We start from the raw sequence: 25101 nt of genomic DNA on the forward strand, positions 1-25101 counted from the left end.
CTAGTCCCCCTCGGGGCCCGGGTCCGCGCAACCCACCGCGGGACGCGTGGCGGCGAAGGTCACAGCGGGCTCCCGCCGTAACGGGCCGGTGATACGCGGTGAGCGAAAGTTGGATGCAGAGACGAAGAAAAGAGGCCCCCGGATGGTTGTATGTAGGTACGCACTTGAAGGAGGTCATCATGACGACAGCAGTAGCTACCCGAGAACTGACCGCAATGGACCGTTGTGACCGCTGCGGCGCCCAGGCCTACGTCCGTGTTGTGCTGGAGTCCTCCGGAGGGGAATTGCTTTTCTGCGGACACCACGCCCGTCAGCATGAACCGCAGCTTCGCCCCATCGCGGCCGAGTGGCAGGATGAGACCGGCCGGCTGAGCACCAACGCCGAAATGGCGGAGGAAGCCCAGTAAGCACTGTGCGGGCGCAGACCGGTTCACCCATGGCTGCCCCTGGTCAATAACAACGGGCCAATAACGACGGCGCCGGCCTCCTTTCGCGAAGGAGGCCGGCGCCGTTGTTTAATCCCGGTCCTGACCTAGTCCAGGTAGTCCCGGAGGACCTGCGACCGCGACGGGTGGCGCAGCTTGGACATCGTCTTGGATTCGATCTGGCGGATCCGCTCGCGGGTCACGCCGTAGACCTTGCCGATTTCGTCTAAAGTCTTCGGCTGGCCGTCGGTCAGGCCAAACCGCATGGCAACCACGCCGGCCTCGCGCTCGGACAGGGTGTCCAGCACCGAGTGCAGCTGCTCCTGCAGCAGCGTGAAGCTCACGGCGTCGGCCGGGACCACAGCCTCGGAGTCTTCGATCAGGTCGCCGAATTCCGAGTCGCCGTCCTCGCCGAGCGGAGTGTGCAGTGAAATCGGCTCGCGGCCGTACTTCTGGACTTCGATGACCTTTTCGGGGGTCATGTCCAGCTCCACAGCCAGTTCCTCCGGCGCCGGTTCGCGGCCCAGGTCCTGCAGCATCTGGCGCTGGACGCGGGCCAGCTTGTTGATGACCTCCACCATGTGCACGGGGATGCGGATGGTGCGGGCCTGGTCCGCCATGGCGCGGGTGATGGCCTGGCGGATCCACCAGGTGGCGTAGGTGGAGAACTTGAAGCCCTTGGTGTAGTCGAACTTCTCGACGGCGCGGATCAGGCCCAGGTTGCCTTCCTGGATCAGGTCCAGGAAGAGCATGCCGCGGCCGGTGTACCGCTTGGCCAGCGAGACCACCAGGCGGAGGTTGGCCTCCAGCAGGTGGTTCTTGGCGCGCTTGCCGTCGTGCACGATCTGCTCGAGGTCGCGCCGCAGGCGGGTATCCATCGAGCCGTCGTCCTTGGCCAGCTTCTCCTCGGCGAACAGGCCGGCCTCGATCCGCAGGGCCAGGTCGACTTCCTGTTCGGCGTTCAGCAGGGCGACCTTGCCGATTTGCTTCAGGTAGTCCTTGACCGGGTCGGCCGTGGCTCCGGCGCTAACAACCTGCTGGGCGGGCGCATCGTCATCGTCGGCGTCCGAGTAGACAAAACCGGATCCGCCGGCGGGCTTGGCCGCCGGGGTTTCCTCCTCTTCGACGAGCTCGGCCTCGTCCGTCAGGTCGGGCTCCACCTCGATGTCCTCGTCCTCGACCTCGGAGTCCACCTGGTCTTCATCGGCTTTGGTGGTCTTCTTGGCGCCGGTTGCCTTCTTGGTGGCGGCGGTGCCGGGCTTGCGGCCGCGGCGCTTCGGTGCGGCCGGACCGTCTGCGGCCGTCTTCGCCTTGGCGCCCCTGGCAACCGACGGCGTCGTGGAGGGTGCAGTTGCCTCTTCGGGCGCTGCAGCAGTCTTCTTGTCAGGTGACACAGAGAACCTTTCATATCCGGTCTGCAGTGCTACCTGCGGGTAACACCACTATGACCCTGTCAAGTCCGTGGTGATTTCCAAACGCGGGCCACGGTGCAGGGTCTCCCTTCGGAAACACTCACCATCTCAGCCCTATTCCCCGTTACGGCGAATACATTTGAAACACGGACCCGACCGGGTCTTGGCTCCCATTGTCTCACGACTTGGCCGGTGAAGTGAACGCTGCCCGCGCGCTACGGCGGCCGCAGGGCCCGGTGCACGGCGGTCAGGCGGCCGCCGGCGGACTCTCCCCCGCCGCCAGGGGCGGCCTGCGCAGCCACGCCGGCAGGGTACCCAGCCCGAAATAGCTTTCCAGGAGGCTGGCCAGCCGGTAGTCGGGCGACTCCGCGAGCACGGTGCGCAGGTGTTCGTGGGCCAGCGAGCTGCGGCCCTGGGCCCATTCCAGCCACGCGAGCATGGTTCCGGCGGCCGGCTTGGCCGCTCCTTCAGCCATCCGGTGCAGCAGCGCCAGCAGTTCCGACGCCCGGGTAATCCGTTCGCGGTCGACCGGCGGCTGGTAACTGCCCAGGAGGATGTCGGTGAAGAGGTCGGCGCCGGGTTCCGGGCCGCTGCGGCCGGGAAGATAGCCGTCGAACGGCAGCGCCGCCGCCAGGTCCGGGGGAACCGGCCGCAGGGGATCCACCCGCCCGTGGGCGACGGCGCCGTAATATGCGGCCGCCGGATTGAGGCAGGCCAGGACCAGGACGGCGTCCCGCACGTGGTGCGATTCCAGGCTGGCGAGGAGCACGGCCAGCACCGTTGGTTCGGCGCCGCCGCTGATCGCCTCATCCCAGCTCCCCAGCAGCCGCATGAAAACGCCGCCGGCCTCCCACTCCCCGGCAAAGCCTGCCGCGAGGTCGCGTGCGCGGGCACGGATGGCGGGCGCGGCGTCCGGAATGGCGCCCGAGCGGGCCAGTACGGCAGCCTGTCCGGCAGTCGCGGAGACGCTGCTGCCAAGCAGCATCAGTTCGAGGTTCACATAGCTCTCCCTGATCCGTTCCGCGGGATGTCCCTGCGGGGGGCAGCACGGCGAGGTCCGGCACTGGACGCAGCGGAACGAGTCCGCCCCTACCACCCAGGCGCCGCGCACCGGCGTGCCCGCGGCGCCGAGCAGATCCTCCAGGAACACTGCGAGCGGCCAGTACGCGGAGGCTTCCGCCCCGGCCTTGCCGGCGATATCCGTGTAGAGCACAACCAGCGAACCGTCCGCTTCGGTGTCCGCGCCGAGATAGGACACGGCGGTTTCCGCGAAGGCGGCGAGCCGCGCGTCGTCACCGGCCTCCGGCAGATCCAGCCGGAGGGTGGCGCCAAGGCTGGAACCTCTCATCGAAAGCAGCACCAGGCTCTCGCGCGGGTCGAACGTGAGCTGGTGCGGCACATACCCGAGCACGTCTTCGGCACGGGAGGCCTTGATGTTGATTCTGTTCTTCATGCGGACCACTCTGGCCGCGGGGCGGTTCGGCCGACAGCACCGGCGAAGCCATTGTGGAAGCGCGGCATCCTCCGTGCGGCTGTGGAGGAACGGTCCCCGGGCTACTCGCCGGCGCCGGGTCCACCGATCCGGTTCCGCCGGCGCAGTTCGCGTTCGCGGGCAAGGGCCGTCCTCAGCGGCAGGACCACCGTGCCTTGCTCGGCCAGCTGGTCGCGGACCCGCCGCCGCACGGCTAGCATCGCCAGGCTTCCGCCGGCGAGGAACAGGAACTGGAGGCTCAGGGCGATGCGGAAGGAGTCGAGGGCGTAAAGGTTGGCCCCGGAGAATCCGCTGGAATACAGCGCATCGAGTGTCAGGCCGATGCCGAACATCACGAGCAGTGCGGAGACGAAGCCCCCGACGTTGACGATGCCGGTCGCGGTGCCGGCCCGGCGGATCGGGTTGAAGGTACGTGCGAAGTCGAACGCAATCATGGATCCCGGGCCGCCCACGGCCAGCACCAGGATCAGCGCAACGAGCAGCCACAGCGGGGCGGGTCCCGGGTAAGCCAGCACCGCCAGCCAGGCCAGGGCGGTCGCGCCGACAATCAGCAGCACCATCGTCGAACGGCGCAGCGGATGGCGCGCCACCATGCGTCCGATCATCGGGCCGGAGACAAGGGCAACGACGACAAAGAGGGACATCAGCGCCGAAGCCACGGCCGGAGGCTGCCCCTGGGCGGAGACCAGGAACGGATAGCCCCAGGTCAGCACGAAAACGTTGCCGGCGAACTGGACGGTGAAGTGCGACCACAGGCCGAGCCGCGTACCGGGCTCTTTCCAGGCCTCCGCCAGCGAAAGCCGGGTCTGCCGCAGTGTCGGCGGCAAATCCCGCTCGGTGCCCTCCGGGAAGTCGCGGATCACGGTGACCGCGAGCACGCAGGCCAGCACCGCCAGGGCGGCCACGGAGAGGAACGAGGTGGTCCAGCCCTGCAGGTTGAGCAGGGCGATAAACGGAATCGTGCTGATCAGCTGGCCCAGTTGGCCGAACTGACCGGTCAGCTGCGTCAGCAGCGGAATGCGCTTCCCGCTGAACCACGCCGGCAGCAGCCGGAGCACCGAGACGAACGTCATCGCGTCGCCGGCCCCGACCAGCAGACGCCCCAGCAGGCCCTCGGGAACCGAGGAGGCGAACGCCAGCTGCACCTGTCCTGCGCACATCAGGGCGGCCCCGCCGGTGATCATGAAGCGCGAACCGAATTTGTCCACCATCAGCCCGACGGGAATCTGGAGCCCGGCGTAGACCAGCAGCTGGACTACGGTGAACGCCGAAAGGGCCGCCGCCGTCGCATCGAAACGCTCCGTGGCATGGAGACCGGCTACGCCGAAGGACGTCCGCTGGGTGATCGCCGCCAGGTAGGCGAAGACACCGATCCCCCACACCCACCATGCCCGCCGCGTATCCACCTCAGCATTATCGTCACGCCGCGGCCCGGAACTCTAATCGGCCGCGCCGCGACCGTCCGGCGAGTTGCCCGCCCCGGGTGCCTCCGGATCGGCCGGGAGCGTCGCAAGGAAGGCCTCGACCTCGGAGCCGAGCTCGTCGGCATCCGGCAGCTGGTCGTTGTCCTTGGTCAGCAGGGAGCGCCTGGTCTCCCGTCCGGCGTACTCGTCGTAGCGCTTCTCCAGCTTGGTCACGACCTGCTGCACCTCCGCCGAGTCGCTGACCTGCTTCGCGATCTGGGCCCCGACGTCCAGGCCGGCGCCCCGCAGCCGGTCGGTCGGCAGCACCAGGGATGACGCCGCACCGAGGTACTCCATCGCGGCCACGGCGGCCTGCGGGTATTCGGCCTCGGCCAGATAGTGGGGCACGTGCACGGAATAGCCTGCCGCCCGGAGGCCGGCTTCGATCAGGCGGATCTCGAGCAGCGCTCCGATGCTGGCCTGCACCTGCGCCGTCGGTTTCCACGCGGTGATGCCATCGATCAGCTCCGGCTGGTTCCCGTGGACGGTGACGCCGATCGGCCGCGTATGCGGGACGGGCATGGGCAGGGCCTGGACCCAGGTCACCAGCCCGACCTCCAGCTGCCGCACCAGGAGGATGACGGCGCGGCAGAACCGCTCCCACTGCAGGTCAGGTTCGGCACCGGTCAGGAACAGGAACGGCTTTCCCATCCCGTCGAGCAGCCTGTACAGCTCGATCTTGGGCCGCTCGTAGTCGGTGAAATGGTCACCGACAAAGGAGACGACCGGCCGCTGGCCCCGGTAGTCGATCAGCTGGTCGGTATCGAAGGAGGCAATGAGCTCGCTGTCCAGCTGCTCAAGCAGTTCGGTCCCCAACTGCGCAACCACGTGTCCCGCCTCGGCGGAGCCGGTAAAGCCCATGACCAGGTCGAGCCCCCGCAGTTCGTCGGATTCGATCAGCTCCGCGTTCACCGAGAACAACGACTGTGCGTCCAGCAACTTTTCCTCCGTTCGTCAGCGCGGGTCCATGCCGCCTGCTGCCTGCCGGCCCCTCCGCTAAAGGACGGGACCAGCCAACTACCCTTTGTACCAGCGCAGCATCGCCGCAAATAATTCCGCATGCCTGTGCCGCGCCTTGCGGCGAAGCGGCTACGATCTGATTTGTGGCCGCTGGCCTGCGCGGGGCGGTGCCCGGCGCAACGGCAACGACGACGGCGACCGCACCGTTCCGGTGCCGCGGCCATTGGATCTTCCGAGACGAACAGTGAGGACAGCCCTTAGTGACCAAGACCACCGAGCTCAAGATCAATGCCGCGAAGGATCCCCGCAAGGTCCGGTGCGACGCCCTGGTAGTCGCGGTCGGCCAGGGGCCGGACGGCCCTGAGCTGGTGGACGGCTCGCTCGGCGGGAAGGCCCTGCAGGCGCTGTCCCGGTCGCTGGGCGTCCTCGGCATCACCGGCGCCGCCGACGAGGTGCGGCGGCTACCGGGGACCGACGAGTTCCACGCCGAAGTCATCGTCCTGGTCGGCATCGGCCCGGTCTCCGCCACGGCCGAGCCGACAGAAGAGAACCTGCGCCGGGCCGCCGGTTCCGCGGTCCGCCAGCTGCGCGGGGTAGGCCACGTCGCCCTTGCCCTGCCCGCTGCGTCCGTCCGCGCGGCGGCCGCCGTCGCCGAAGGCGCGGCCCTCGGGGCCTACGCCTACACCGAGCACCGTTCCGCACCGGATGCCGGGGACGTCGTCGCCGCCGTCACCGTAGTGACGCCGGCCGCCGGGGAGAAGTCGCTGCCGGCAGCGTTCGAGCGTGCGGCCATTCTCGGCCGGGCCGTCAACGCCACCCGGACCCTGGTGAACCGTCCGCCGAGCCATCTCTACCCCGAAACGTTCGCGGCGACCGCCCAGGACCTGTCGAAAAACCTTCCGGTCAAGCTGACGGTGCTCGACGAGGAGAAGCTGGCCAAGGACGGCTACGGCGGGCTGGTCGGCGTCGGCAAGGGCTCGTCGCGGCCGCCGCGGCTGGTCAAGGTCGAATACGCACCGGCGCGGGCCAAGGTCAAGCTGGCCCTCGTCGGCAAGGGCATCACCTTCGACTCCGGCGGACTCTCGCTCAAGCCGGCCACCGGCATGACGACGATGAAGTGCGATATGGCGGGCGCCGCCGTCGTCCTTAACGCCCTCCTGGCGATCGCCGAACTGGGCCTGCCGCTCAAGGTGACCGCCTGGCTGTGCCTCGCCGAGAACATGCCGTCCGGCCACGCCCAGCGGCCCTCGGACGTCATGACCATCTTCGGCGGCAAGACCGTCGAGGTGCTCAACACCGACGCCGAGGGGCGCCTCGTCATGGCGGACGGACTGGCCGCGGCGAGTGCCGAGCAGCCAGATGCCCTGATCGATGTCGCCACACTCACCGGCGCCCAGATGGTGGCCCTGGGCAGCCGGGTGTCCGCGGTGATGGGCGACGACGGCGTGCGCGACGCGGTCAAGGCGGCGGCCGACCGGGCGGGCGAACTGTTCTGGCCCATGCCGCTGCCCGAGGAGCTGCGCCCGAGCCTGGACTCGCAGGTGGCGGACCTGGCGAACATGGGCGAGAAGTTCGGCGGCATGCTCACGGCGGCCATCTTCCTGCGCGAGTTCGTCGGCGAAAGCAAAGGGCGGAAGATCCCGTGGGCGCACCTGGACATCGCCGGGCCCGCCTTCAACGAAGGGGCACCCTACGGCTACACGCCCAAGGAGGGCACCGGCGTCGCCGTCCGCACGCTCGTGGCCTACGCGGAGGACGTCGTCGCCCGGGCCGGCTGAGCACCCGCCAGCACAAGCTCGTTTCGGCTGTCACAGCACGGGGTGAGTCCCGGCACAATCAGGCCCCGCCTGACCTTCATCAAGTAGATGATGGAATATGGGTGGGGCTAAGGTGAGAGTCAAAACATCGAAGATCACTTCACCCATTTCAAACAGCAGGCGTGCAGCGGCACGTCCAGAAAATATCGAGGGAGCGTTCACGTGGCCGATTCGGCAACTGCGCAAGAGTTCGACATCCTGATCCTCGGCGGCGGTAGCGGCGGATATGCCGCGGCGCTGCGTGCCGTGCAGCTGGGATTCTCTGTAGGACTGGTCGAAAAGGGCAAGCTGGGCGGTACCTGCCTGCACTGGGGCTGTATCCCCACCAAGGCCATGCTGCACTCGGCCGAACTGGCCGACCACGCCCGCACGTCCTCCAAGTACGGCGTCAACGTCACGCTGGATTCGATCGACATGAGCGCGGTCAAGGCCTACAAGGACGGCATCGTCGCCGGCAAGTTCAAGGGCCTGAGCGGACTCATCAAGATGCGCGGCATCACGGTCATCGAGGGTGAAGGCAAGCTGACCGGCAAGGACACCATCGAGGTCAACGGCACGACCTACACCGGCAAGAACATCATCCTGGCCACCGGCTCGTACTCGAAGACCCTGCCCGGCCTGGAGGTCGGCGGAAAGATCATCACCTCCGAGCAGGCTCTGGACCTGACCGAGCTGCCCGAGAAGGCCGTCATCCTCGGCGGCGGCGTGATCGGCGTCGAGTTCGCCTCGGTCTGGAAGTCCTTCGGTGTCGACGTGACCATCGTCGAGGGCCTGCCCTCGCTGGTCCCGAACGAGGACCCGGCCATCATCAAGAACCTCGAGCGCGCGTTCAAGAAGCGCGGCATCAAGTTCAACACCGGCGTCTTCTTCGAAAAGGCCGAGCAGAACGAGAACGGCGTCACCGTCACCCTGGCAGACGGCAAGACGTTCGACGCGGACCTGCTGCTGGTCGCCGTAGGCCGCGGCGCCGCTACCGCCGGCCTGGGCTTCGAGGACAACGGCATCACCGTTGACCGCGGCTTCGTCATCACCGACGAGCGCTGCCACACCGGCGTCGGCAACATCTACGCCGTCGGCGACATCGTTCCCGGCGTGCAGCTGGCCCACCGCGGATTCCAGCAGGGCATCTTCGTCGCCGAGGAAATTGCCGGCAACAACCCGACCGTCATCGAGGACATCAACATCCCGAAGGTGACCTTCTGCGAGCCGGAAATCGCCTCCGTAGGCCTCAACCAGCCGCAGGCCGAGGAGAAGTTCGGCAAGGAGAACGTCGAGACCGCGGAGTACAACCTCGCCGGCAACGGCAAGAGCTCGATCCTCGGTACAAGTGGCATCATCAAAATGGTCCGCCAGAAGGACGGCCCCATCGTCGGCATGCACATGATCGGCGGCCGGATCGGCGAGCAGATCGGTGAAGCGCAGCTGATCGTCAGCTGGGAGGCCTACCCGGAGGACGTGGCGGCCCTGATCCACGCCCACCCGACGCAGAACGAATCGCTCGGCGAAGCAGCCATGGCCCTGGCCGGCCGACCGCTGCACGGCTAAGAACACGCCTTTGCTTAGTCCACCCGCCCGCACGGGACGGGTGGACTAAGCTCGACCACAGGACTTCCCGGCCCCTTTGCGCGGCCTGGGCCTTAGACACAAAGAATTAGGAGAACGGGGACGACATGTCTGAAACCGTTAACTTGCCCGCACTCGGTGAAAGCGTCACCGAAGGCACCGTCACCCGCTGGCTGAAGCAGGTCGGAGACCGGGTCGAAGTAGACGAACCCCTGCTCGAAGTTTCCACCGACAAGGTCGACACCGAAATCCCTTCCCCGGTCGCCGGCGTGATCGAGGAGATCCTGGTCGCCGAAGACGAGACGGCCGACGTCGGAGCTGCGCTGGTGCGCATCGGCGACGGTTCGGGTGCCGGTTCGGCCGAGGCCGCCCCCGAGGCGCCCGCCCAGGAAGAAGCCCCGCAGGAGGCTCCGGCGGAGCAGCCGGCCCAGGAAGAAGCAGCGGCGCCGGCTCCCGAGTCGAAGCCCGCCGCCGGTTCCGGCGAAGGCACCGAAGTCAAGCTGCCCGCACTGGGCGAGAGCGTCACCGAGGGCACCGTCACCCGCTGGCTGAAGCAGGTCGGCGACTCGGTCGAGGTCGACGAACCGCTGCTCGAAGTTTCCACTGACAAGGTCGACACCGAGATTCCCTCCCCGGTGGCCGGCACCCTGCAGGAGATCCGCGTCGGCGAAGACGAGACGGCCGAGGTCGGCTCCGTGCTCGCCATCATCGGCTCCGGTGCCGCAGCGCCGGCTGAAGCCGCACCGGCGAAGGCCGAACCGACTGCCGCCGCCCCGTCCGGCGACCGCCCGGCACCGGTAGAGGAGCCGGCCGCCCCGGCCCCCGCCAAGGAAGAGGCGCCGCAGCAGGAAGCCCCCGCCCCGGCAGCCCCGGCCCAGCCCGCTCCCGCAGCCGAAGCGGCCCCGGCCGCCGAGGCCGGCTACGTGACCCCGCTGGTGCGCAAGCTCGCCAACCAGCACAGCGTCGACCTGTCCACCGTGACCGGCACCGGCGTGGGCGGCCGCATCCGCAAGCAGGACGTGCTCTCCGCCGCCGAAGCGGCCAAGGCCTCCTCGGCCCCGGCAGCCGGCGCCCCCGCAGCGGCAGCCGCACCGGCTGCTCAGGCCGGCCCCGCCGCTTCCGCCAAGCGCGGCACCGTGGAGAAGGCTTCCCGCATCCGCCAGGTCATCGCCCGGCGCATGCGCGAGTCGCTGGACACCTCCACCCAGCTGACCCAGGTCGCCGAGGTCGACGTCACCAAGATCGCCAAGCTGCGCGCCGCTGCCAAGGGCACCTTCCAGCAGCAGAACGGGGTGAAGCTGACCTTCCTGCCCTTCTTCGCCAAGGCCGTGGCCGAGGCGCTGAAGCAGCACCCGAAGCTCAACGCGTCCTACGACGAAGAGAAGCAGGAGATCACCTACCACAACGCCGAGCACCTGGCCATCGCCGTCGATACGGACAAGGGCCTGCTCGTTCCGGTCATCAGCGATGCCGGCAGCCTCAACCTGGCCGGACTGGCCGGCAAGATCGCTGATGTCGCCGACCGCACCCGGACCAACAAGATCGCTCCGGACGAGCTCTCCGGCGGCACGTTCAGCATCACCAACATCGGCAGCTTCGGAGCCCTCTTCGACACCCCGATCATCAACCAGCCCCAGGTCGCCATCCTGGGCGTCGGCTCGATCGTCAAGCGCCCCGTCGTGATCACCGGCGCCGACGGCGACGACACGATCGCCGTCCGTTCGATGGTCTACCTGTCGCTGACCTACGATCACCGCCTGGTCGACGGCGCGGATGCAGGACGCTTCCTGCAGGCCCTCAAGGCTCGCCTCGAGGCCGGCGCGTTCGAGGCCGATCTCGGACTCTAACGAGAGAGGCGCAAGCCGCTAACGACGTCGGGTGCACTCCTTATCGCAAGGGTGCACCCGACGTCGTTCTTTGCATGGGTACAGTACAGCTCCGCCGGCCGTACTACGCGTTGTAGAAAAGTTATCCGCTCCCCCGGGCACGGCGGCAGGGCGGCCCGACCCAAGTCGATAGGATCGGGGGTATGGAATTCCTTCGGTATCTCTTGCTCTTCATCCACGTCCTCGGTGCCGCGGCCATCGTCGGCGTCTGGTTCGCCAACTTCCGCAGGCCCGGAGTCAGCCCGTGGCAGTTCCACGGCGCGTGGGTCCAGCTGCTGACCGGCCTCCTGCTCGTCGGCGTGATTGAGATGGGCGACCTGGCCGAGGTCAACAACATCAAGATCGCCGTCAAACTGGTGATCGCCCTGGTCGTCTTCGTGGCCGCCCTGATCGGGTACCGCAAGCAGAAGAAGGGCGAGCCGGTCAGCACCGGACTCGCGCACGCGGTCGGCGGCCTGGCCCTAGTCAACATCGCCGTAGCGACGCTCTGGCACTAGCCCACCGGCCCCAGGACGGCCGGCTTCCCCTCCGGGAAGCCGGCCGTCTTCATGTTCGGGCCCCGGTGGCCTTGCCCCAGCTGCACCCCTAGGATGAAGAAGAAGGCGCCGCCGCGGCGGTGCCTGAAGGAAGAAGCACATCAGGACGATTCCTACGCAAGGAGTGCACATGGCTACAACACGTTCGGCCCACACCGTCTGGAAGGGCGACCTCTTCTCCGGCTCCGGCCAGACTTCCCTCGACACCTCGGGCCTGGGCACCTACGACGTCACCTGGAAGGCGCGCGCCGAAGACGCCAAGGACAAGACCAGCCCGGAAGAACTGATCGCCGCGGCCCACTCGGCCTGCTTCTCCATGGCCTTCAGCAATATCCTCAAAGAGGCCGGACACGCGCCGGAGAGCATCGATACCTCCGCCGAGGTGGATTTCGACACCTCCAACGGGCCGCAGATCAGCGAGATCCGCCTGATCGTCAAGGCGACCGTCCCCGGCATCAGCGAGGCCGACTTCCAGAAGAGCGCCCAGGCCGCCAAGGAAGGCTGCCCCGTCTCCAAGGCCCTGGCCTCGGTGCCGAGCATCACGCTCAACGCCACACTGAATTCCTGACGGTACCTCCGCCAGACGGAGAGATGCCCGGCGCATCGGTGGATTGCGCCGGGCCCTCTCGTGTCGCGTGCCTATGGCGCGGCGGCTACACGTCGCTCAGCTTCCCTGCGGACGGGGCGGCAGCGGCGCGGTCCGCAGGGCCGGGTAGCCCGCCAGCGCCGGGGGCCGGTCGGTCGGCAGTTCCTGGAGCATCTCCTTGAGGATGCCGACGCCGTGTTCCAGCTGCGGGTCCTCGCCGGCTGCGTAGGCGTGCGGCGGGAAGGGCACCTCGATGTCGGGGTCGACTCCATGGTTCTCCACGGTCCAGCCCACGCCTTGGGTGAACCAGAAGGCGTAACGGGGCTGCGTGACCCCTGTGCCATCCACCAGCGAGAAGCGGCCGTCGATGCCGACGACGCCTCCCCAGGTCCGGGTGCCGACGACCGGTCCGATGCCGCGGAGCTTGGCCACCTGCGTGATGATGTCGCCGTCCGAGCCTGCGTACTCATCGGTCAGCATAACGACCGGACCGCGCGGCGCGTGGGCCGGGTAGGTGCCGGGTTGTTCCCCGCGCGCGAGGTTCCACGCGGTGACCTTCCGCCCGATCAGCTCGGCCACCAGCTGCGACGTATGGCCGCCGCGGTTGCTGCGGACGTCGATGATCAGCGCGTCCCGGGCCGTCTCCACATCCAGGTCCCGGTGCAGCTGCGACCAGCCGCGCGCGACCATGTCCGGGATGTGCAGGTACCCGAAGCGGCCCTCGGACGCCTCCTGGACGATCTGGCGGTTGCCGGCGACCCAGTTCTGGTACCGCAGCCTTTCCTCGTCACTGATCGGAACGACGGCGATGCGGCGCTGCCTGCCCGGTTCCGCGCTGTGAGGACCGTTGACGATGGTCAGTTCAACGGTCTTGCCGGCGGCCCCGGACAGCAGCGGGGCCGGACCCTTGCTGCGGTCCACCGGGACGCCGTCGACGGCCGCGACGACATCCCCCGGCTTCACGCCCGCACCGGGGGCGGCCAGCGGGGACCGGGCCAGCGGATCGGAGGACTCCCCCGCCAGGATGCGCTGCACGGTCCAGCCGGCCGATGTGCTGGCCAGGTCGGCTCCCAGCAGGCCCTGCTTTCCGGCGCCTGCCTCGCCGGCCGGCGCAGGGGTGACGTAGGCGTGCGAGGTGCCGAGTTCGCCGTGGAGTTCCCAGAGGAGGTCCACCAGGTCGTCGTGGGATCCCAGCCGGTCGACGAGCGGCCGGTACCGGCGGTAGACCTGCTCCCAGTCCAGGCCGGCCATGTCCTCCGCCCAGAAGAAGTCGCGCTGCAGCCGCCAGGCCTCGTCGAAGGCCTGTCCCCAGACCTTCAGCGGTTCCAGCTGGACGCGGATCCGGCCCAGGTCCACCCGGACGTTCTCCGGAGAGTCTTCCTCCACCTTCGCGGCCACCGGAACGCTCCGGACCTTCTTCTGGTTCACATAGACCAGGCGCTTGCGGTCGCCGGAAACCAGATAGGAATCCAGCGCCGGCACCAGCACGGTCACCTCGCGCCGGGAGATGTCGAAGCGTTCGAGCCGGTGCGGTTCGGCCGGTTCCTCGGCCGAGGCGCGGCCTTCGCCGGTGACTCCGGCCAGGTCGCTGGCCAGCCAGAGCAGTGCGCCGTCCACGGCGCTGAGGTCGCTGTACCGGCCCTGGGCTACGGGGAGGGGGATGATCCGCCCGGCCAGCTGGACGGGGTCGACGGCGGTGCGGGCGGGCTGCGCCTCGGCGGCACCCTCCGCATCGTTGCGCGGCTCGGCCTCGGGCACCGTGCCGTGGACCGCGGGGCCGAAGGGCGACGGCGTGGTCGAATCCAGGGCCACGAGGAACGGTTTGGTCGACTGCGGGAAGCTCAGGTCGAAGCTGTGCGTGTCGTAGACCGGGTCGAAGCTGCGCTCCGAGAGGAAGGCGGCGAACTTTCCGTCCGGTGTGAACGCCGGCGAGTGGTCGCGGAACCGGCCGTCGGTGATGTCGTGGACGGCGTCCCCGCCGCGCGCCGCGCCGATCCGCAGCTTGGTGCGGGTCCCCTCCGCGGTCACCGGCTCGCTCCAAAGGACCCAGTTCGAATCCGGGGAAAAAACGACGTCGTTGATCGCACCGTGCGCCGTGGAGGCGAGCTCCCGCAGCTCCTTGGACTCGGCTTCCAGCAGCAGCAGCTGGCCGTACTCGGTGGCGATGGCAGCAAGCTTGCCGTCCGGGCTGGCACACAGCTGGCTAACGCGCGTGGGCTCGGGGAAATCGATGCGGGTGCCGGACGGCGCAACCGGCACGTCGCCGCCGCTGCGGGCGGGAACGGGGCCGGCTTCTTCGCCCCCCAGCCAGGACCGGCCGGACTGTGGTTCGGCGGACCCGCCCGCAACAGCAGGCGCCGGGGCAACCGCGACCGCGGCGCCGCCCAGCACCGCCGAGGCCGATACCGGCTGGGGCAAAGGTTCGGCCTCCTCCGACGCGGGGACTGCACCGCCTGCCTGCGGCTCCGTGTCCTGGAGCGGCAGGTCGTCGAAGACGCGGCGCACGTAGAGTGCCTCCGCTCCCCCGTGGTCCGCCACATAGATGACGGCGTCGTCGCCGAGCGGGCGGGCCAAACGGGCACGCACCCCGGGAGCCGCCTCGACGACCCGCGATGGCCCGTCGCGGTGGGTCAGCCAGTGGACGGTGCCGTGGGTCTCCACCACCGAAGCAGTACCGTCCCGGTTGGGAACGGCCGCGGCGAGGTGCCGTTCGACGTTGAGCGGACGGCGGCGCCGCCCCGTAGAAGCGGACCCCAGCGTCAGTTCGAGTCTGCGCGGTTCCGCGTCCAGGTCCTCGGCCAGCCACAGTTCGCCCGCAGACTCGAACACCACACGCTGACCGTCGGTGGAAGCGTGGCGGACATAGAAATCCTCGTGATCCGTGTGGCGGCGCAGTCCGCTGCCGTCGGGCAGCACCGAGTACAGGTTGCCGTATCCTTCATGGTCGCTGAGGAAAGCGATCCGGCCGCCGATCCACATCGGGTCCGTCAGGTTGCCGTTCAGCTGCGGAACCAGGCGGGCGAACTGCCCCGAGCCGTCCCGGTCGACCCAGAGCTTGCCGGCCGTCCCGCCGCGGTACCGCTTCCACCAGGCCGGTTCCCGCGACAGGACGCTGCCGATCACCACCGGACGCTCGTCGCCGACCGACGCGCCGAAGGCAATCGTGTCGAGCGGCCCGAAGTTCAGCAGGCGGGGAACGGAGCCGTCCAGCGGCACGGCGTGGGCCCAGGTGTGGCGCGACTCTTCGCGCTGGAAGGCGCTGGTCACGATCGCCTCGCCGGCAGAGGTGAAGCCCTTCACCCGGGTCGTCGCGTGGCCCCAGTACGTCAGCTGGCGGAAGTCGCCGCCGTCGGTGGATGCCGCGACTGCTTCCGGGGCGCTCCCCTGCACCACGCTCCAGGCGATCTGAGAGCCGTCCGGGGAGAACCTGGGATTCCTCGCCGGTAGCTGCAGAGACGAGACCCTCCAGGCCCGTCCCCCGTCGACCGGCGCGACCCAGACATCGTCTTCGGCGATGAACGTGACCAGGCCGGCATGCAGGTGCGGGTAACGGAAGTAGCTCGAGGAAGTCATGCATCGATCTTAGCCACGCCCCGGCGCCAGCCCGCGGAGCCGCCGTCACCGCGGCGGATCATGAAGTGAGGAGATAAGCCAGCGGCCCCGCTCGTGCACGAGGGCGAGCACGATGCGCTGCACCTTCGGCCCGCCGGCGGCGGCAACCGCACGGCCTCCCGCGTCGCGCTGTTCGAAATCCGATGTGGTCACGGTCGCGGCAACCTCGGCCGCTCCGGAGGCACGGCTGACGACGACGGCGTGGGAGACCTCCACGGACAGACCGCTGAACCGGTGGTCCCGTTGCTCCAGCGCAGCGATGACCTCGCGGTCCGCGGACATGGCCGGCGACCCTTCGGCGTTCACCTGGGAGAGCAGGCTTGCGTCCCGTGCCACCAGCGCTTCCGTGCGGAGCCAGGTCAGGCCCTGGACTGCGGCTGCCGGATCATCGCCCGTCACGGCGGCGGCAAGCTTCCCGGGCATCGCCCGTGCCGGGGTGCCGGGGCCCTTTAAAGCCGGAGCCGCCGGGGTAGCCGGAGCCGCTTGGGAAGCCGCCGGCCCGGCCTGCCCGGCCGCCCGCGGTGCCCCCTGGCCTCCCCCTGCGATCGCGGCACCGACGAGCACGGCCGCCACGATGCAGGCCGCCAGCAGGCCGGCGGCGAGCACGGCGCCGTACCTTCTCCCGCCGGCCGTCCTTCCGGCCCTTCCGGTCGGCGCCGCTTCGTGCCGCGGCCTACGCTCCTCGCGGAGACTGTCCGGCAGTGCGCGCGGGCGGCTCCGCGTCCTGCCGGGGCCCCGGTGCGGCTTCCCGTTGACCCGGACACGGCGGAAATGCCCGAATAGCAAGGGCATCGCCGGACGGCGGTCCTTCCCGGTGGCGGCCCGCCGGGTCAGCAGCTTGGGCGCCACCGACGGATGCACGGCGGCGGCCAGATCCAACGGCTCCGGCCGCGCCGCCCGGAAGGCTCTGCGGGCGAACTCTTCGGCCCCGGGCCGTTCCGCGGCTGCCTCGGACAATCCTGCTTCAAGCAGTTCGACGAGCATCACCGGCACGTCCGGCACCATGACCCGCAGCGGCGGCCGCTTGGCCGTGCGGGCCGGGACCCGCCCGGTCAGCATGTACCAGCCGAGGGCGGCCAGCGCATATACATCAGCGTCCGGTTCCAGACCCTGGTCCGGGCGGGAGGGTGCGGCCGTCTCCGGCGCGAAGAATCCCGGCGTGCCGCCCGGGAGGGAGCGGACCGAGCCGACGCGGCGGGCGACGCCGAAGTCGCCGAGCAGCGGCTTGCCGTATTCCGTGAACAGCACGTTCCCCGGCGCCACGTCGCCGTGGGTCATCCCGCGCGCGTGCAGGAATGCCAGGGCCTGCGCGATCGGTGTCAGCACGGTGATGGTCTCGGCGACACTGAGGGGCCCCCGCGCGGCGACCAGGGCGGCGAGCGACCCGCCGGCAGCATACCGGAGCAGGAGACCTGGGCCGGCGTCCGTCGGAATCAGCCGGAGGGCCGGCACCAGATGGTCGTGGGCCGCTGTCCCCAGCAGCCGCCGCTCCCGGTCCGCTTCCCCCGCTGCGGCAGCCTCGGCGGGAACCGGATCGTCATCGTTCTGCGGCAGGAAGACCTTCAGCGCATACTCCGCGCCGCCTTGTTCCTCGGCAACCAGCCAGACGCGGGCGGCCGCTCCACTGCCGAGCCAGCGGATGACGCGGAAGCCCTCCACTCCGGGCCGCGGAGGCTCCTCGCCGCCTGCCGCGAGGGCTCCGGAGTCGGGTAACAGTGGCTGTGTCATGTGTCCAGATCTACTACAGCCAGGCGGCGGCCGCTGGAGTTATCCACAGGCTGCGGCGGCCTCCCGGCCGCCGACACACAACTACGTCTTGGAGGGGCTGCGGCGTAGGCTGGACCGCATGAGCCTAGAGTTTTCCCGAATCGGGTTTGCCCCCGACTACGTCGACTACCAGGAGGGCTGGGACCTCCAGCGCCGGATCCACGATGCCGTCCTGGCCGGAGAGGCACCCAGCACCGTCCTGCTGCTCGAGCACAGCTCTGTATATACGGCAGGCAAACGCACCGAGGAGCATGAGCGCCCCCTGGACGGCACCCCCGTTGTCAACGTTGACCGGGGCGGCAAGCTGACGTGGCACGGACCCGGCCAGCTTGTCGGCTACCCCATCGTCGCGCTGCCCGAACCCACCAAGGTCGCGGACTACGTGCACGTCCTGGAACAGGCCCTGATCAATGTCCTGGCGGACTTCGGCATCAACGGCACGCGCATCGACGGCCGGTCCGGAGTCTGGATCGAGGGTGAAGGCGGCCGCCAGGACCGGAAAATCGCGGCGATCGGCATCCGGGTCAAGCACCGCGTGACCATGCACGGCTTTGCCCTGAACTGCAGCAACGACCTGGCGCCTTACGAGCAGATCATCGCCTGCGGGATCAGCGACGCCGGAACCACGACCATCAGCGCCGAAGCGGGGCGCACGGTGACCCCGGCGGATGTCGCCGACCGGGTCGAAGAAGAACTGCGCCGGTTCGAAGCCGCGCTCGTCAAGACCGGTGACACCACCGGAGCCGGCTCCGCCCGGCAGGAAGGAGCATTGCTGTGAGTGCTGCCCCCGAAGGCCGCCGGCTGCTGCGCATCGAAGCCCGGAACGCCGCGACCCCGGTCGAGCGCAAGCCGGAGTGGATCAAGGCCAAGGTCAACATCGGCCCCGAATATGTCCAGCTCAAGAACCTGGTCAAGGAAGAAGGCCTCCACACGGTCTGCGAAGAGGCCGGCTGCCCGAACATCTTCGAATGCTGGGAGGACCGGGAAGCCACCTTCCTGATCGGCGGCTCCGAATGCACCCGGCGCTGCGACTTCTGCCAGATCGACACCGGCAAGCCCTCGCCGGTGGACATCATGGAACCGACCAAGGTCGCCCGCTCGGTCGCCAGCATGAACCTGCGGTACGCCACGGTCACGGGTGTCGCACGCGACGACCTCGAGGACGAAGGTGTCTGGCTCTACGCCGAAACGGTCCGCAAGATCCACGAGCTCAACCCCGGCACCGGCGTCGAACTCCTGATTCCGGATTTCTCCGGGAAGCCGGACCACATCGCCGCCATCTGCGAATCGGCGCCGGAAGTCTTCGCGCACAACGTGGAAACCGTCCCGCGCATCTTCAAGAGCATCCGGCCGGCCTTCCGCTACGAACGGTCGCTCGACGTGATCACCCAGGGCCAGCGGCACGGCATGGTCACCAAGTCGAACCTCATCCTCGGCATGGGCGAAACCCGGGAAGAAGTCTCGGAGGCACTCCGCGACCTGCACGAAGCCGGCTGCGACCTGATCACGATCACGCAGTACCTGCGTCCGACGGAGCGGCACCATCCGGTGGACCGCTGGGTCAAGCCGGAGGAATTCGTCGAGCTGCGCGATGAGGCCGAGGAAATCGGCTTCCTCGGCGTCATGAGCGGACCGCTCGTGAGGTCCTCCTACCGGGCGGGCCGGCTGTGGGCGACGGCGATGCGCAAGAAGGGCCGGGAGCTGCCGCCCGAGCTGGCGCACATTGGCGATTCCGGCTCCACGCGGCAGGAAGCCGCCAGCCTTGTCGCACACTGAATTCCACCGTCCCCGGCCACTGTAGAATTGCCTCATTATGTCCAATAGCACTGGTTCCGACGCCAACTCCAAGCGCGCCTTGTTCTCGCGCAAGCCCAAGCCCGATAAGCCCGCCAAGGCCAAGAAGGGGCCGGGCCGCCTGAAGCAGATCGGCCAGGTCTTCCAGATGACCCGGCGCAACGACCCCAACGTCGTGTGGATCATGCTGCTGGCGTTCCTGGGCATCGTCGCCGTCGGCCTGCTTATTGGCCTGTTGATCAATAACTGGGTGACGCTGCTCATCATTGCGATCCCGCTGGGCCTGCTCGCCGCCATGTTCATCCTGTCCCGGCGCGCCGAGCGTGCCGCCTTCGCGCAGATCGAAGGCCAGCCGGGCGCGTCCGGAGCCGCCCTCAGCGTGCTGCGCCGCGGGTGGATCCTGCAGGAGCAGCCCGTCGCGGTCAACCCCCGCACCCAGGACGCCGTGTTCCGCGCCGTTGGCCGCCCGGGCATTGTCCTGGTGACCGAGGGCCCGTCGCACCGCGTCAAGCAGCTGGTGGACAGCGAGCGGCGCCGGCTCACCCGCATCCTGCCCAACGTCAAGATCCACGTGATCGAGACGGGCCGGGGCGAGGGCCAGGTGGAGCTGTCCAAGGTGGCCAAGCACGTCCAGAAGCTCAAGAAGGAGCTGACCAAGCAGGAGGTGTCGGCCGTCGACAAGCGCCTCAGCGCCCTCGGCAACAACAAGCTCCCGATCCCGAAGGGCGTCGACCCCTTCAAGGCCCGCCCGGACCGGCGCGCCATGCGGGGGCGCTAACCATAACGACGGCGAAGGCCACCTGGGTTTCCCAGGTGGCCTTCGCCGTCGTTAACGGACTTTTTGGGAAATTCCGGCCGGCGGCTACATCCGGACCAGGAGGGTGGACATCGCCCGGTCATGCAGCCCGCGCTGGTCCTGGTCGAAGATCACCGCGGGAATCACCAGGCACAGCAATACGGTGCGGACGACGGCGGCAAGGAGGCCGGGGGCCGATCCGTCCGGTTTCCGCACCGCGATCCCCACGATCCGGTGCCCGATGCTATAGCCCAGCGTGCCGACCAGCAGCAGCTGTTCCACCGCGAAAATGGCCAGGATGCTCAGCTCGGCGCCGCCGAACAGCCACCCGGCGATCAGGTAGCTCAGGCCCCAGTCGATCATCAGCGCGACGATGCGGCGGCCCGGCCGGGCGATGGAGCCCGGACCGCTCCGGGGCAGGCCCAGGCGCTGGCCGGGCCAGGTCTGCTCATTGGATTGGGGCGGCCCTTCGAGCCAGGAGCCAAGGTCTCTTCTGCTTACCACCCCTTAAGGGTACCGACACCTGGCTGCGGGCACGCCCGTGCAGGGCTGCCGCCGCGGGTGGCGTAACGCGGTCGGCGCAGCGGCCGGCGGCGCGCTAGTCTTGACGGGTCGGCCCTGACAAGTAACCTGCCGGAAACATTTGCGACACCAACGGGAAATTCCGTGGTCCTACATTGGTCACTGTTGCCGGCGCCCGTGTCGCAGCCGGCGGATACCCCATGAATGCGTAAGGAGCATGCCCGATGTTCAACAATGCGGACGAAGTCCTCAAGTACATCGCGGACGAAGATGTAAAGTTCATCGACATCCGTTTCACCGATCTGCCCGGCGTCCAGCAGCACTTCAACGTGCCGGCCAAGACGGTTGACGCGGACTTCTTTGTCAACGGACAGCTGTTCGACGGCTCCTCCATCCGCGGGTTCCAGGGCATCGCAGAATCCGACATGCAGCTCATCCCGGACGTCACCACCGCGTTCATCGATCCGTTCCGCGTCGAGAAGACCCTGGCGCTGAACTTCTCCATCGTGAACCCGCGCACCGGCGATCCTTACCACCGCGACCCCCGCGGCGTCGCCGAGCGTGCCGAGGCCTATCTGGCGTCCACCGGCATCGCCGACACCGCGTTCTTCGCCCCCGAAGCTGAGTTCTTCATCTTCGACGACGTCCGCTTCCAGTCCAGCCCGGAGCACTCCTTCTACGCGGTGGATTCCATCGAGGCGCACTGGAACTCGGGACGCAAGGAAGAGGGCGGCAACCAGGGCTACAAGACCTCGGTCAAGGGCGGCTACTTCCCCGTCGCGCCGACCGACAAGCAGGCTGACCTCCGCGACGCCATCTGCGTGGAATTGGACGCCGTCGGCCTCGAGGTCGAGCGCTCCCACCACGAAGTCGGTGCGCCGGGCCAGGCCGAAATCAACTACAAGTTCGACACCATGGTCCACGCGGCCGACGACCTGATGAAGTTCAAGTACATCGTCAAGAACGTCGCCGATGCCTGGGGCAAGTCCGCGACCTTCATGCCGAAGCCGGTCTTCGGCGACAACGGCTCGGGCATGCACTGCCACCAGTCCCTGTGGCTGAACGGCGATCCGCTGTTCTACGACGAGAAGGGCTACGCCGGCCTCTCCGACACCGCCCGCTGGTACATCGGCGGCCTGCTGAAGCACGCCTCCGCGGTCCTGGCCTTCACCAACCCGACGGTCAACTCCTACCGCCGCCTGGTCAAGGGCTTCGAGGCCCCGGTCAACATGGTCTACTCGCAGGGCAACCGCTCGGCCGGTATCCGCATCCCGATCACCGGTTCCAACCCGAAGGCCAAGCGCATCGAGTTCCGTGCCCCGGATGCCTCCTCGAACCCGTACCTGGCGTTCGCCGCCCAGCTGATGGCGGGCCTCGACGGCATCAGGAACCGCATCGAGCCGGCCGATCCGATCGACAAGGACCTGTACGAGCTGCCCGCCGAGGAAGCCAAGGACATCCAGAAGGCTCCGGGCTCCCTCGAGGAGGCCCTGGACGCCCTCGAGGCCGACAACGAATTCCTGCAGGCCGGCGGCGTCTTCACCCAGGACCTGATCGACACCTGGATCGCCTACAAGCGCGAATACGAGATCGCCCCGCTGCTGCTGCGCCCGAACCCCTACGAGTTCGAGCTCTACTACGGCTGCTGATCTAAGGCCGCGGCGCGGATGAGCGCCGCCTCCGAGGGCCCGTGCGGACTGCCACCCGGCAGACCGCACGGGCCCTCGGAGTTAAGGCATCGTACGCGTTGATCCTTCGGCGGCCCGGGGCGAGGTCAGGCGGGCAGATGCGTCTCGGTCACGGCGGTCAGCAGGAAGACCGAGTCCTCGCTCGCCTCGACGGAATGCCGCTCCTGCGGCACCAGCGCCAGCTGGTTCTCATTGACGACGATCCTGCCGCCGGCGGAGACCAGGGTAATGGACCCTTCAAGGACGTACACGCTGCCGGCCACCGGCGCGTTGTGCTCCCCCAGCACGGCGCCGGCTTTCAGCGCCAGCACCGTCTGCCGCAGCGGACCCTCCTGCGCCACCATCGCGGCGCTGCGCCCGTGCGGGGCCTCCACCGCTACGGCCAGATGTTCCCGGGCTACCAGCTCAATGTCGGTCATGATGTGCTCCTTTGTCATCGGGTCCTGGCCCCAGCCTAGCCGCCAGGACCGCGACGCCGGCAACGTCCGGTGGCAGGTGTGCCGGACGTACGACGACGGTGCCCGCGTTAGGCGAGGCACCGCCGTCGTGCGCTTAGAGAACCTTGGCCAAAAAGTCCCGGGTCCGCGCCTGCTGCGGGGCGCCGAAGACGCTCTCCGGTTTGCCTTCCTCCACGATCAGGCCGTCCGCCATGAAGATGACGCGGTCTGAGACCTCGCGGGCGAAGCCCATCTCGTGCGTCACCACGACCATGGTCATGCCCTCCGCGGCCAGGTCCCTGATGACCTGGAGCACCTCGCCGACCATTTCCGGGTCCAGGGCGCTGGTGGCCTCGTCGAACAGCATGATGTCCGGGCTCATCGCCAGGGCGCGCGCGATGGCCACGCGCTGCTTCTGGCCGCCGGAGAGCTGGGCCGGGCGGGCGTCGGCCTTGTTGGCCAGCCCCACGCGCTCGAGCAGCTCCAGCGCCTTGGTCCGCGCCTGCGGCCGGCTCAGCTTCTTCAGCTCGACCGGCGCCAGCATGATGTTCTCCAGCACGGTCATGTGCGGGAACAGGTTGAAGTGCTGGAAGACCATGCCGATGTGCTGGCGGACCTTATCGAGGTCCACCTTGGGGTCGGTGAGGTCGAAGCCGTCCACCACCACTTTCCCGCCGGTGATGTCCTCAAGCTTGTTCAGGCAGCGCAGGAAGGTGGACTTCCCGGAGCCCGAGGGCCCGATGACGCAGACCACTTCGCCCTCGGCCACATCGACGTCCAGGCCCTTGAGGACCTCGTTGCTGCCGAAGCTCTTCGTCAGTCCGGCGACGTGAATCTTGCTCACTTGTTGAACCTCTTATCCAGGATGTTGGAGAGCTTGATCAGCACGGTGATCACCACGAAGTACAGGGCCGCCACGATCAGCAGCGTCTCGCCCGTGCGGAAGTTGGAGGCATAGATCTGCTGGCCCTGGTAGGTCAGTTCGGCGAAGCCGATCACCGCAAGCAGCGAGCTGTCCTTGAGCGTGATGACGAACTGGTTGATGAAGCTCGGGGTCATGATCTTGACCGCCTGCGGGATGACGACCTTCTGCATCGACTTGAAGTAGCCGAGGCCGAGGCTGCGGCTGGCCTCCATCTGTCCCGGGTCCACCGACTGCACGCCGCCGCGGACGATCTCGGTCATGTAGGCGCCGGCGTTCAGGCTCAGGGTGAGGACGCCGGCGGTCAGCACGTCCATCGGCCTGCCCGTCAGCTGGGGCAGGCCGAAGTAGAAGAAGAACGCCTGCACCAGCAGCGGGGTGCCGCGGAAGATGGCGACGTAGGCGGTGGCGATGCCGCGCAGCCAGAGCCGTCGGGAGACCTTGAGGAAGCCGAAGCCGACGCCAAGGATGAGCGCGATGACGATGGAGAGCCCGGTGGCGAACAGGGTCAGTACCAGGCCCTTCAGCAGGGCGGGCAGGCTCTCCGTGAGCAGCTGCCAGAAGCTGGTCTTGCCGGCGGTTTCCGGCGCGGCGAGGTACTTGTCCAGGATCTGCTGGTATTCGCCGCTGGCCTTCAGCTCGGCCAGGCCGGTGTTGAAAGCCTGCACGAGCTCGGGATTATTGCCCTTGTTCACCGCGAAGCCGTAGGAGCTGCCGCGTTCCTTCTCGGTAACCGCCTTGAGCCCGTTATTCTGGGCGATGCCATAGGCCAGCACCGGGTAGTCGTCGAACACGGCGACCGAGTTGCCAGCCTTCACGTCGTCGTACATGGTGGCCGACTGGTCCAGAGGCTTGACGGTGAAGCCGTATTTGCCGGCGATGGACTTGGCGAAGGCCTCTCCTTCGCTGCCGCGCTTGACTGCGACGGTCTTGCCCTTGAGGTCCTCGTAGGAGGAGATGTCAGTGTTGGTCTCCGCCACGGCCATCTGCACGCCCGAGTCGAAGTAGGGTTCGGAGAAGTCGAAGACCTGCCGGCGTTCGTCCGTGATGGACATGCCGGCGATGACGCCGTCGACCTGGTCGGACTGCAGCGCCTGCAGGGCGGCGTCGAAGCCCAGCGACTGGATCTCGACTTTGAAGCCCTGCTTTTCGGCGATGGCGCGCAGCAGGTCCATGTCGATGCCCACCAGCTCGCCGCCTTGGCGGAACTCGAAGGGAGCGAACGTGGTGTCCGTGCCGATGACGTACGTCTTGCCGCTTGCGCTGTGCGGGGCCTGGACGGCGGCCGAGGCGGGTGATCCGAAGACCAGCGCCAGCACCGCCAGCAGGCCGGTCAGCGCAAGCAGCCGCCTGCCGGCACGTTGGAGGATGTGCAATGTAGACAGCTCCTGGAGTTTAGGGGAGACGCACCTGTCCCGGTGCG

The 25101-nt window shown here is 68.3% G+C and carries 20 protein-coding genes; 10 read left to right on the forward strand and 10 right to left on the reverse strand.

Going from position 1 to position 25101, the window contains the following annotated elements; genetic code table 11:
* Positions 1-179 precede the first annotated feature (179 nt).
* Positions 180-407 carry a DUF7455 domain-containing protein gene (locus WFH44_RS09530; protein WP_336713577.1) on the forward strand — a complete coding sequence of 76 codons (228 nt, stop codon included), beginning with the start codon at positions 180-182 and terminating at the stop codon, positions 405-407.
* 125 nt (positions 408-532) lie between these two features.
* On the opposite strand, the gene WFH44_RS09535 is transcribed toward WFH44_RS09530, so the two are convergent.
* From WFH44_RS09535 to WFH44_RS09550, 4 genes are all read right to left on the reverse strand, one after another.
* Positions 533-1819 (reverse strand): RNA polymerase sigma factor, encoded by a 1287-nt coding sequence (locus WFH44_RS09535; protein WP_336713579.1) that lies wholly within the window; start codon positions 1817-1819, stop codon positions 533-535.
* A 265-nt stretch (positions 1820-2084) separates the two neighbouring features.
* Positions 2085-3290, reverse strand: coding sequence for a DUF4192 family protein (locus WFH44_RS09540; protein WP_336713580.1), 1206 nt, complete (start codon positions 3288-3290; stop codon positions 2085-2087).
* A 101-nt stretch (positions 3291-3391) separates the two neighbouring features.
* A complete protein-coding gene (locus WFH44_RS09545) occupies positions 3392-4735 on the reverse strand; it encodes an MFS transporter (protein WP_336713581.1) in 1344 nt (447 codons plus the stop codon).
* 33 nt (positions 4736-4768) lie between these two features.
* Positions 4769-5731 carry a proteasome assembly chaperone family protein gene (locus WFH44_RS09550; RefSeq protein ID WP_336713582.1) on the reverse strand — a complete coding sequence of 321 codons (963 nt, stop codon included), beginning with the start codon at positions 5729-5731 and terminating at the stop codon, positions 4769-4771.
* A gap of 281 nt (positions 5732-6012) precedes the next feature.
* Between WFH44_RS09550 and WFH44_RS09555 the strand changes: the two genes are divergently transcribed.
* The 5 genes from WFH44_RS09555 (at position 6013) to WFH44_RS09575 (ending at position 12122) form a co-directional block, all read left to right on the forward strand.
* Positions 6013-7530, forward strand: a complete 1518-nt coding sequence (locus WFH44_RS09555) for a leucyl aminopeptidase (RefSeq protein ID WP_336713583.1) — start codon at positions 6013-6015, stop codon at positions 7528-7530.
* A 201-nt stretch (positions 7531-7731) separates the two neighbouring features.
* Positions 7732-9114 carry a dihydrolipoyl dehydrogenase gene (gene lpdA, locus WFH44_RS09560; RefSeq protein ID WP_336713584.1) on the forward strand — a complete coding sequence of 461 codons (1383 nt, stop codon included), beginning with the start codon at positions 7732-7734 and terminating at the stop codon, positions 9112-9114.
* Positions 9115-9239: 125 nt separating this feature from the next.
* On the forward strand, positions 9240-10979 hold the full coding sequence (gene sucB / locus WFH44_RS09565; protein ID WP_336713585.1) for a 2-oxoglutarate dehydrogenase, E2 component, dihydrolipoamide succinyltransferase: 1740 nt from the start codon (positions 9240-9242) through the stop codon (positions 10977-10979).
* Between the two features lie 182 nt (positions 10980-11161).
* Positions 11162-11515, forward strand: a complete 354-nt coding sequence (locus WFH44_RS09570; protein WP_336713586.1) for a hypothetical protein — start codon at positions 11162-11164, stop codon at positions 11513-11515.
* Positions 11516-11684: 169 nt separating this feature from the next.
* On the forward strand, positions 11685-12122 hold the full coding sequence (locus WFH44_RS09575; protein WP_336713587.1) for an OsmC family protein: 438 nt from the start codon (positions 11685-11687) through the stop codon (positions 12120-12122).
* Between the two features lie 96 nt (positions 12123-12218).
* On the opposite strand, the gene WFH44_RS09580 is transcribed toward WFH44_RS09575, so the two are convergent.
* On the reverse strand, positions 12219-15713 hold the full coding sequence (locus WFH44_RS09580) for a S41 family peptidase (RefSeq protein WP_336713588.1): 3495 nt from the start codon (positions 15711-15713) through the stop codon (positions 12219-12221).
* A 45-nt stretch (positions 15714-15758) separates the two neighbouring features.
* Positions 15759-17480 carry a serine/threonine-protein kinase gene (locus WFH44_RS09585; RefSeq protein ID WP_336713589.1) on the reverse strand — a complete coding sequence of 574 codons (1722 nt, stop codon included), beginning with the start codon at positions 17478-17480 and terminating at the stop codon, positions 15759-15761.
* Positions 17481-17598: 118 nt separating this feature from the next.
* Between WFH44_RS09585 and lipB the strand changes: the two genes are divergently transcribed.
* The 3 genes from lipB to WFH44_RS09600 are packed head-to-tail and all read left to right on the forward strand — an operon-like array spanning position 17599 to position 20091.
* Positions 17599-18297 (forward strand): lipoyl(octanoyl) transferase LipB, encoded by a 699-nt coding sequence (gene lipB / locus WFH44_RS09590; protein ID WP_336713590.1) that lies wholly within the window; start codon positions 17599-17601, stop codon positions 18295-18297.
* Entirely contained in the window at positions 18294-19295 is a 1002-nt protein-coding gene (gene lipA, locus WFH44_RS09595; RefSeq protein WP_336713592.1) for a lipoyl synthase, read from the forward strand. The genes lipB and lipA overlap by 4 nt, the downstream gene beginning before the upstream one ends.
* Positions 19296-19332: 37 nt before the next feature.
* Positions 19333-20091, forward strand: coding sequence for a DUF4191 domain-containing protein (locus tag WFH44_RS09600; RefSeq protein ID WP_336713593.1), 759 nt, complete (start codon positions 19333-19335; stop codon positions 20089-20091).
* Positions 20092-20175: 84 nt separating this feature from the next.
* Here the strand turns inward: WFH44_RS09600 and WFH44_RS09605 are convergent, their stop codons facing one another.
* Positions 20176-20613, reverse strand: a complete 438-nt coding sequence (locus WFH44_RS09605) for an RDD family protein (protein ID WP_336713594.1) — start codon at positions 20611-20613, stop codon at positions 20176-20178.
* Between the two features lie 242 nt (positions 20614-20855).
* Between WFH44_RS09605 and glnA the strand changes: the two genes are divergently transcribed.
* Positions 20856-22280 carry a type I glutamate--ammonia ligase gene (gene glnA / locus WFH44_RS09610; protein ID WP_336713596.1) on the forward strand — a complete coding sequence of 475 codons (1425 nt, stop codon included), beginning with the start codon at positions 20856-20858 and terminating at the stop codon, positions 22278-22280.
* A gap of 125 nt (positions 22281-22405) precedes the next feature.
* On the opposite strand, the gene WFH44_RS09615 is transcribed toward glnA, so the two are convergent.
* The 3 genes from WFH44_RS09615 to WFH44_RS09625 form a co-directional block, all read right to left on the reverse strand.
* Complete coding sequence (locus WFH44_RS09615; protein WP_336713597.1) at positions 22406-22738, reverse strand: cupin; 333 nt, start codon at positions 22736-22738, stop codon at positions 22406-22408.
* Between the two features lie 133 nt (positions 22739-22871).
* Positions 22872-23600 carry an amino acid ABC transporter ATP-binding protein gene (locus WFH44_RS09620; protein ID WP_336713598.1) on the reverse strand — a complete coding sequence of 243 codons (729 nt, stop codon included), beginning with the start codon at positions 23598-23600 and terminating at the stop codon, positions 22872-22874.
* Entirely contained in the window at positions 23597-25054 is a 1458-nt protein-coding gene (locus tag WFH44_RS09625; protein ID WP_336713599.1) for an amino acid ABC transporter substrate-binding protein/permease, read from the reverse strand. Before WFH44_RS09625 ends, WFH44_RS09620 begins: the two co-directional genes overlap by 4 nt.
* Positions 25055-25101 lie beyond the last annotated feature (47 nt).

The sequence above is a fragment of the Arthrobacter sp. USHLN218 genome (assembly GCF_037144715.1).
GTDB lineage: Bacteria > Actinomycetota > Actinomycetes > Actinomycetales > Micrococcaceae > Crystallibacter.

What these genes read in the sequence shown, in the direction of transcription:
- WFH44_RS09615 (WP_336713597.1), bottom strand. Translation starts at nt 22,738, where the DNA reads ATGACCGACATTGAGCTGGTAGCCCGGGAACATCTGGCCGTAGCGGTG.
- sucB (WP_336713585.1), top strand. Translation starts at nt 9,240, where the DNA reads ATGTCTGAAACCGTTAACTTGCCCGCACTCGGTGAAAGCGTCACCGAA.
- WFH44_RS09575 (WP_336713587.1), top strand. Translation starts at nt 11,685, where the DNA reads ATGGCTACAACACGTTCGGCCCACACCGTCTGGAAGGGCGACCTCTTC.
- WFH44_RS09580 (WP_336713588.1), bottom strand. Translation starts at nt 15,713, where the DNA reads ATGACTTCCTCGAGCTACTTCCGTTACCCGCACCTGCATGCCGGCCTG.
- WFH44_RS09570 (WP_336713586.1), top strand. Translation starts at nt 11,162, where the DNA reads ATGGAATTCCTTCGGTATCTCTTGCTCTTCATCCACGTCCTCGGTGCC.
- glnA (WP_336713596.1), top strand. Translation starts at nt 20,856, where the DNA reads ATGTTCAACAATGCGGACGAAGTCCTCAAGTACATCGCGGACGAAGAT.
- WFH44_RS09585 (WP_336713589.1), bottom strand. Translation starts at nt 17,480, where the DNA reads ATGACACAGCCACTGTTACCCGACTCCGGAGCCCTCGCGGCAGGCGGC.
- lipB (WP_336713590.1), top strand. Translation starts at nt 17,599, where the DNA reads ATGAGCCTAGAGTTTTCCCGAATCGGGTTTGCCCCCGACTACGTCGAC.
- WFH44_RS09530 (WP_336713577.1), top strand. Translation starts at nt 180, where the DNA reads ATGACGACAGCAGTAGCTACCCGAGAACTGACCGCAATGGACCGTTGT.
- WFH44_RS09600 (WP_336713593.1), top strand. Translation starts at nt 19,333, where the DNA reads ATGTCCAATAGCACTGGTTCCGACGCCAACTCCAAGCGCGCCTTGTTC.
- WFH44_RS09540 (WP_336713580.1), bottom strand. Translation starts at nt 3,290, where the DNA reads ATGAAGAACAGAATCAACATCAAGGCCTCCCGTGCCGAAGACGTGCTC.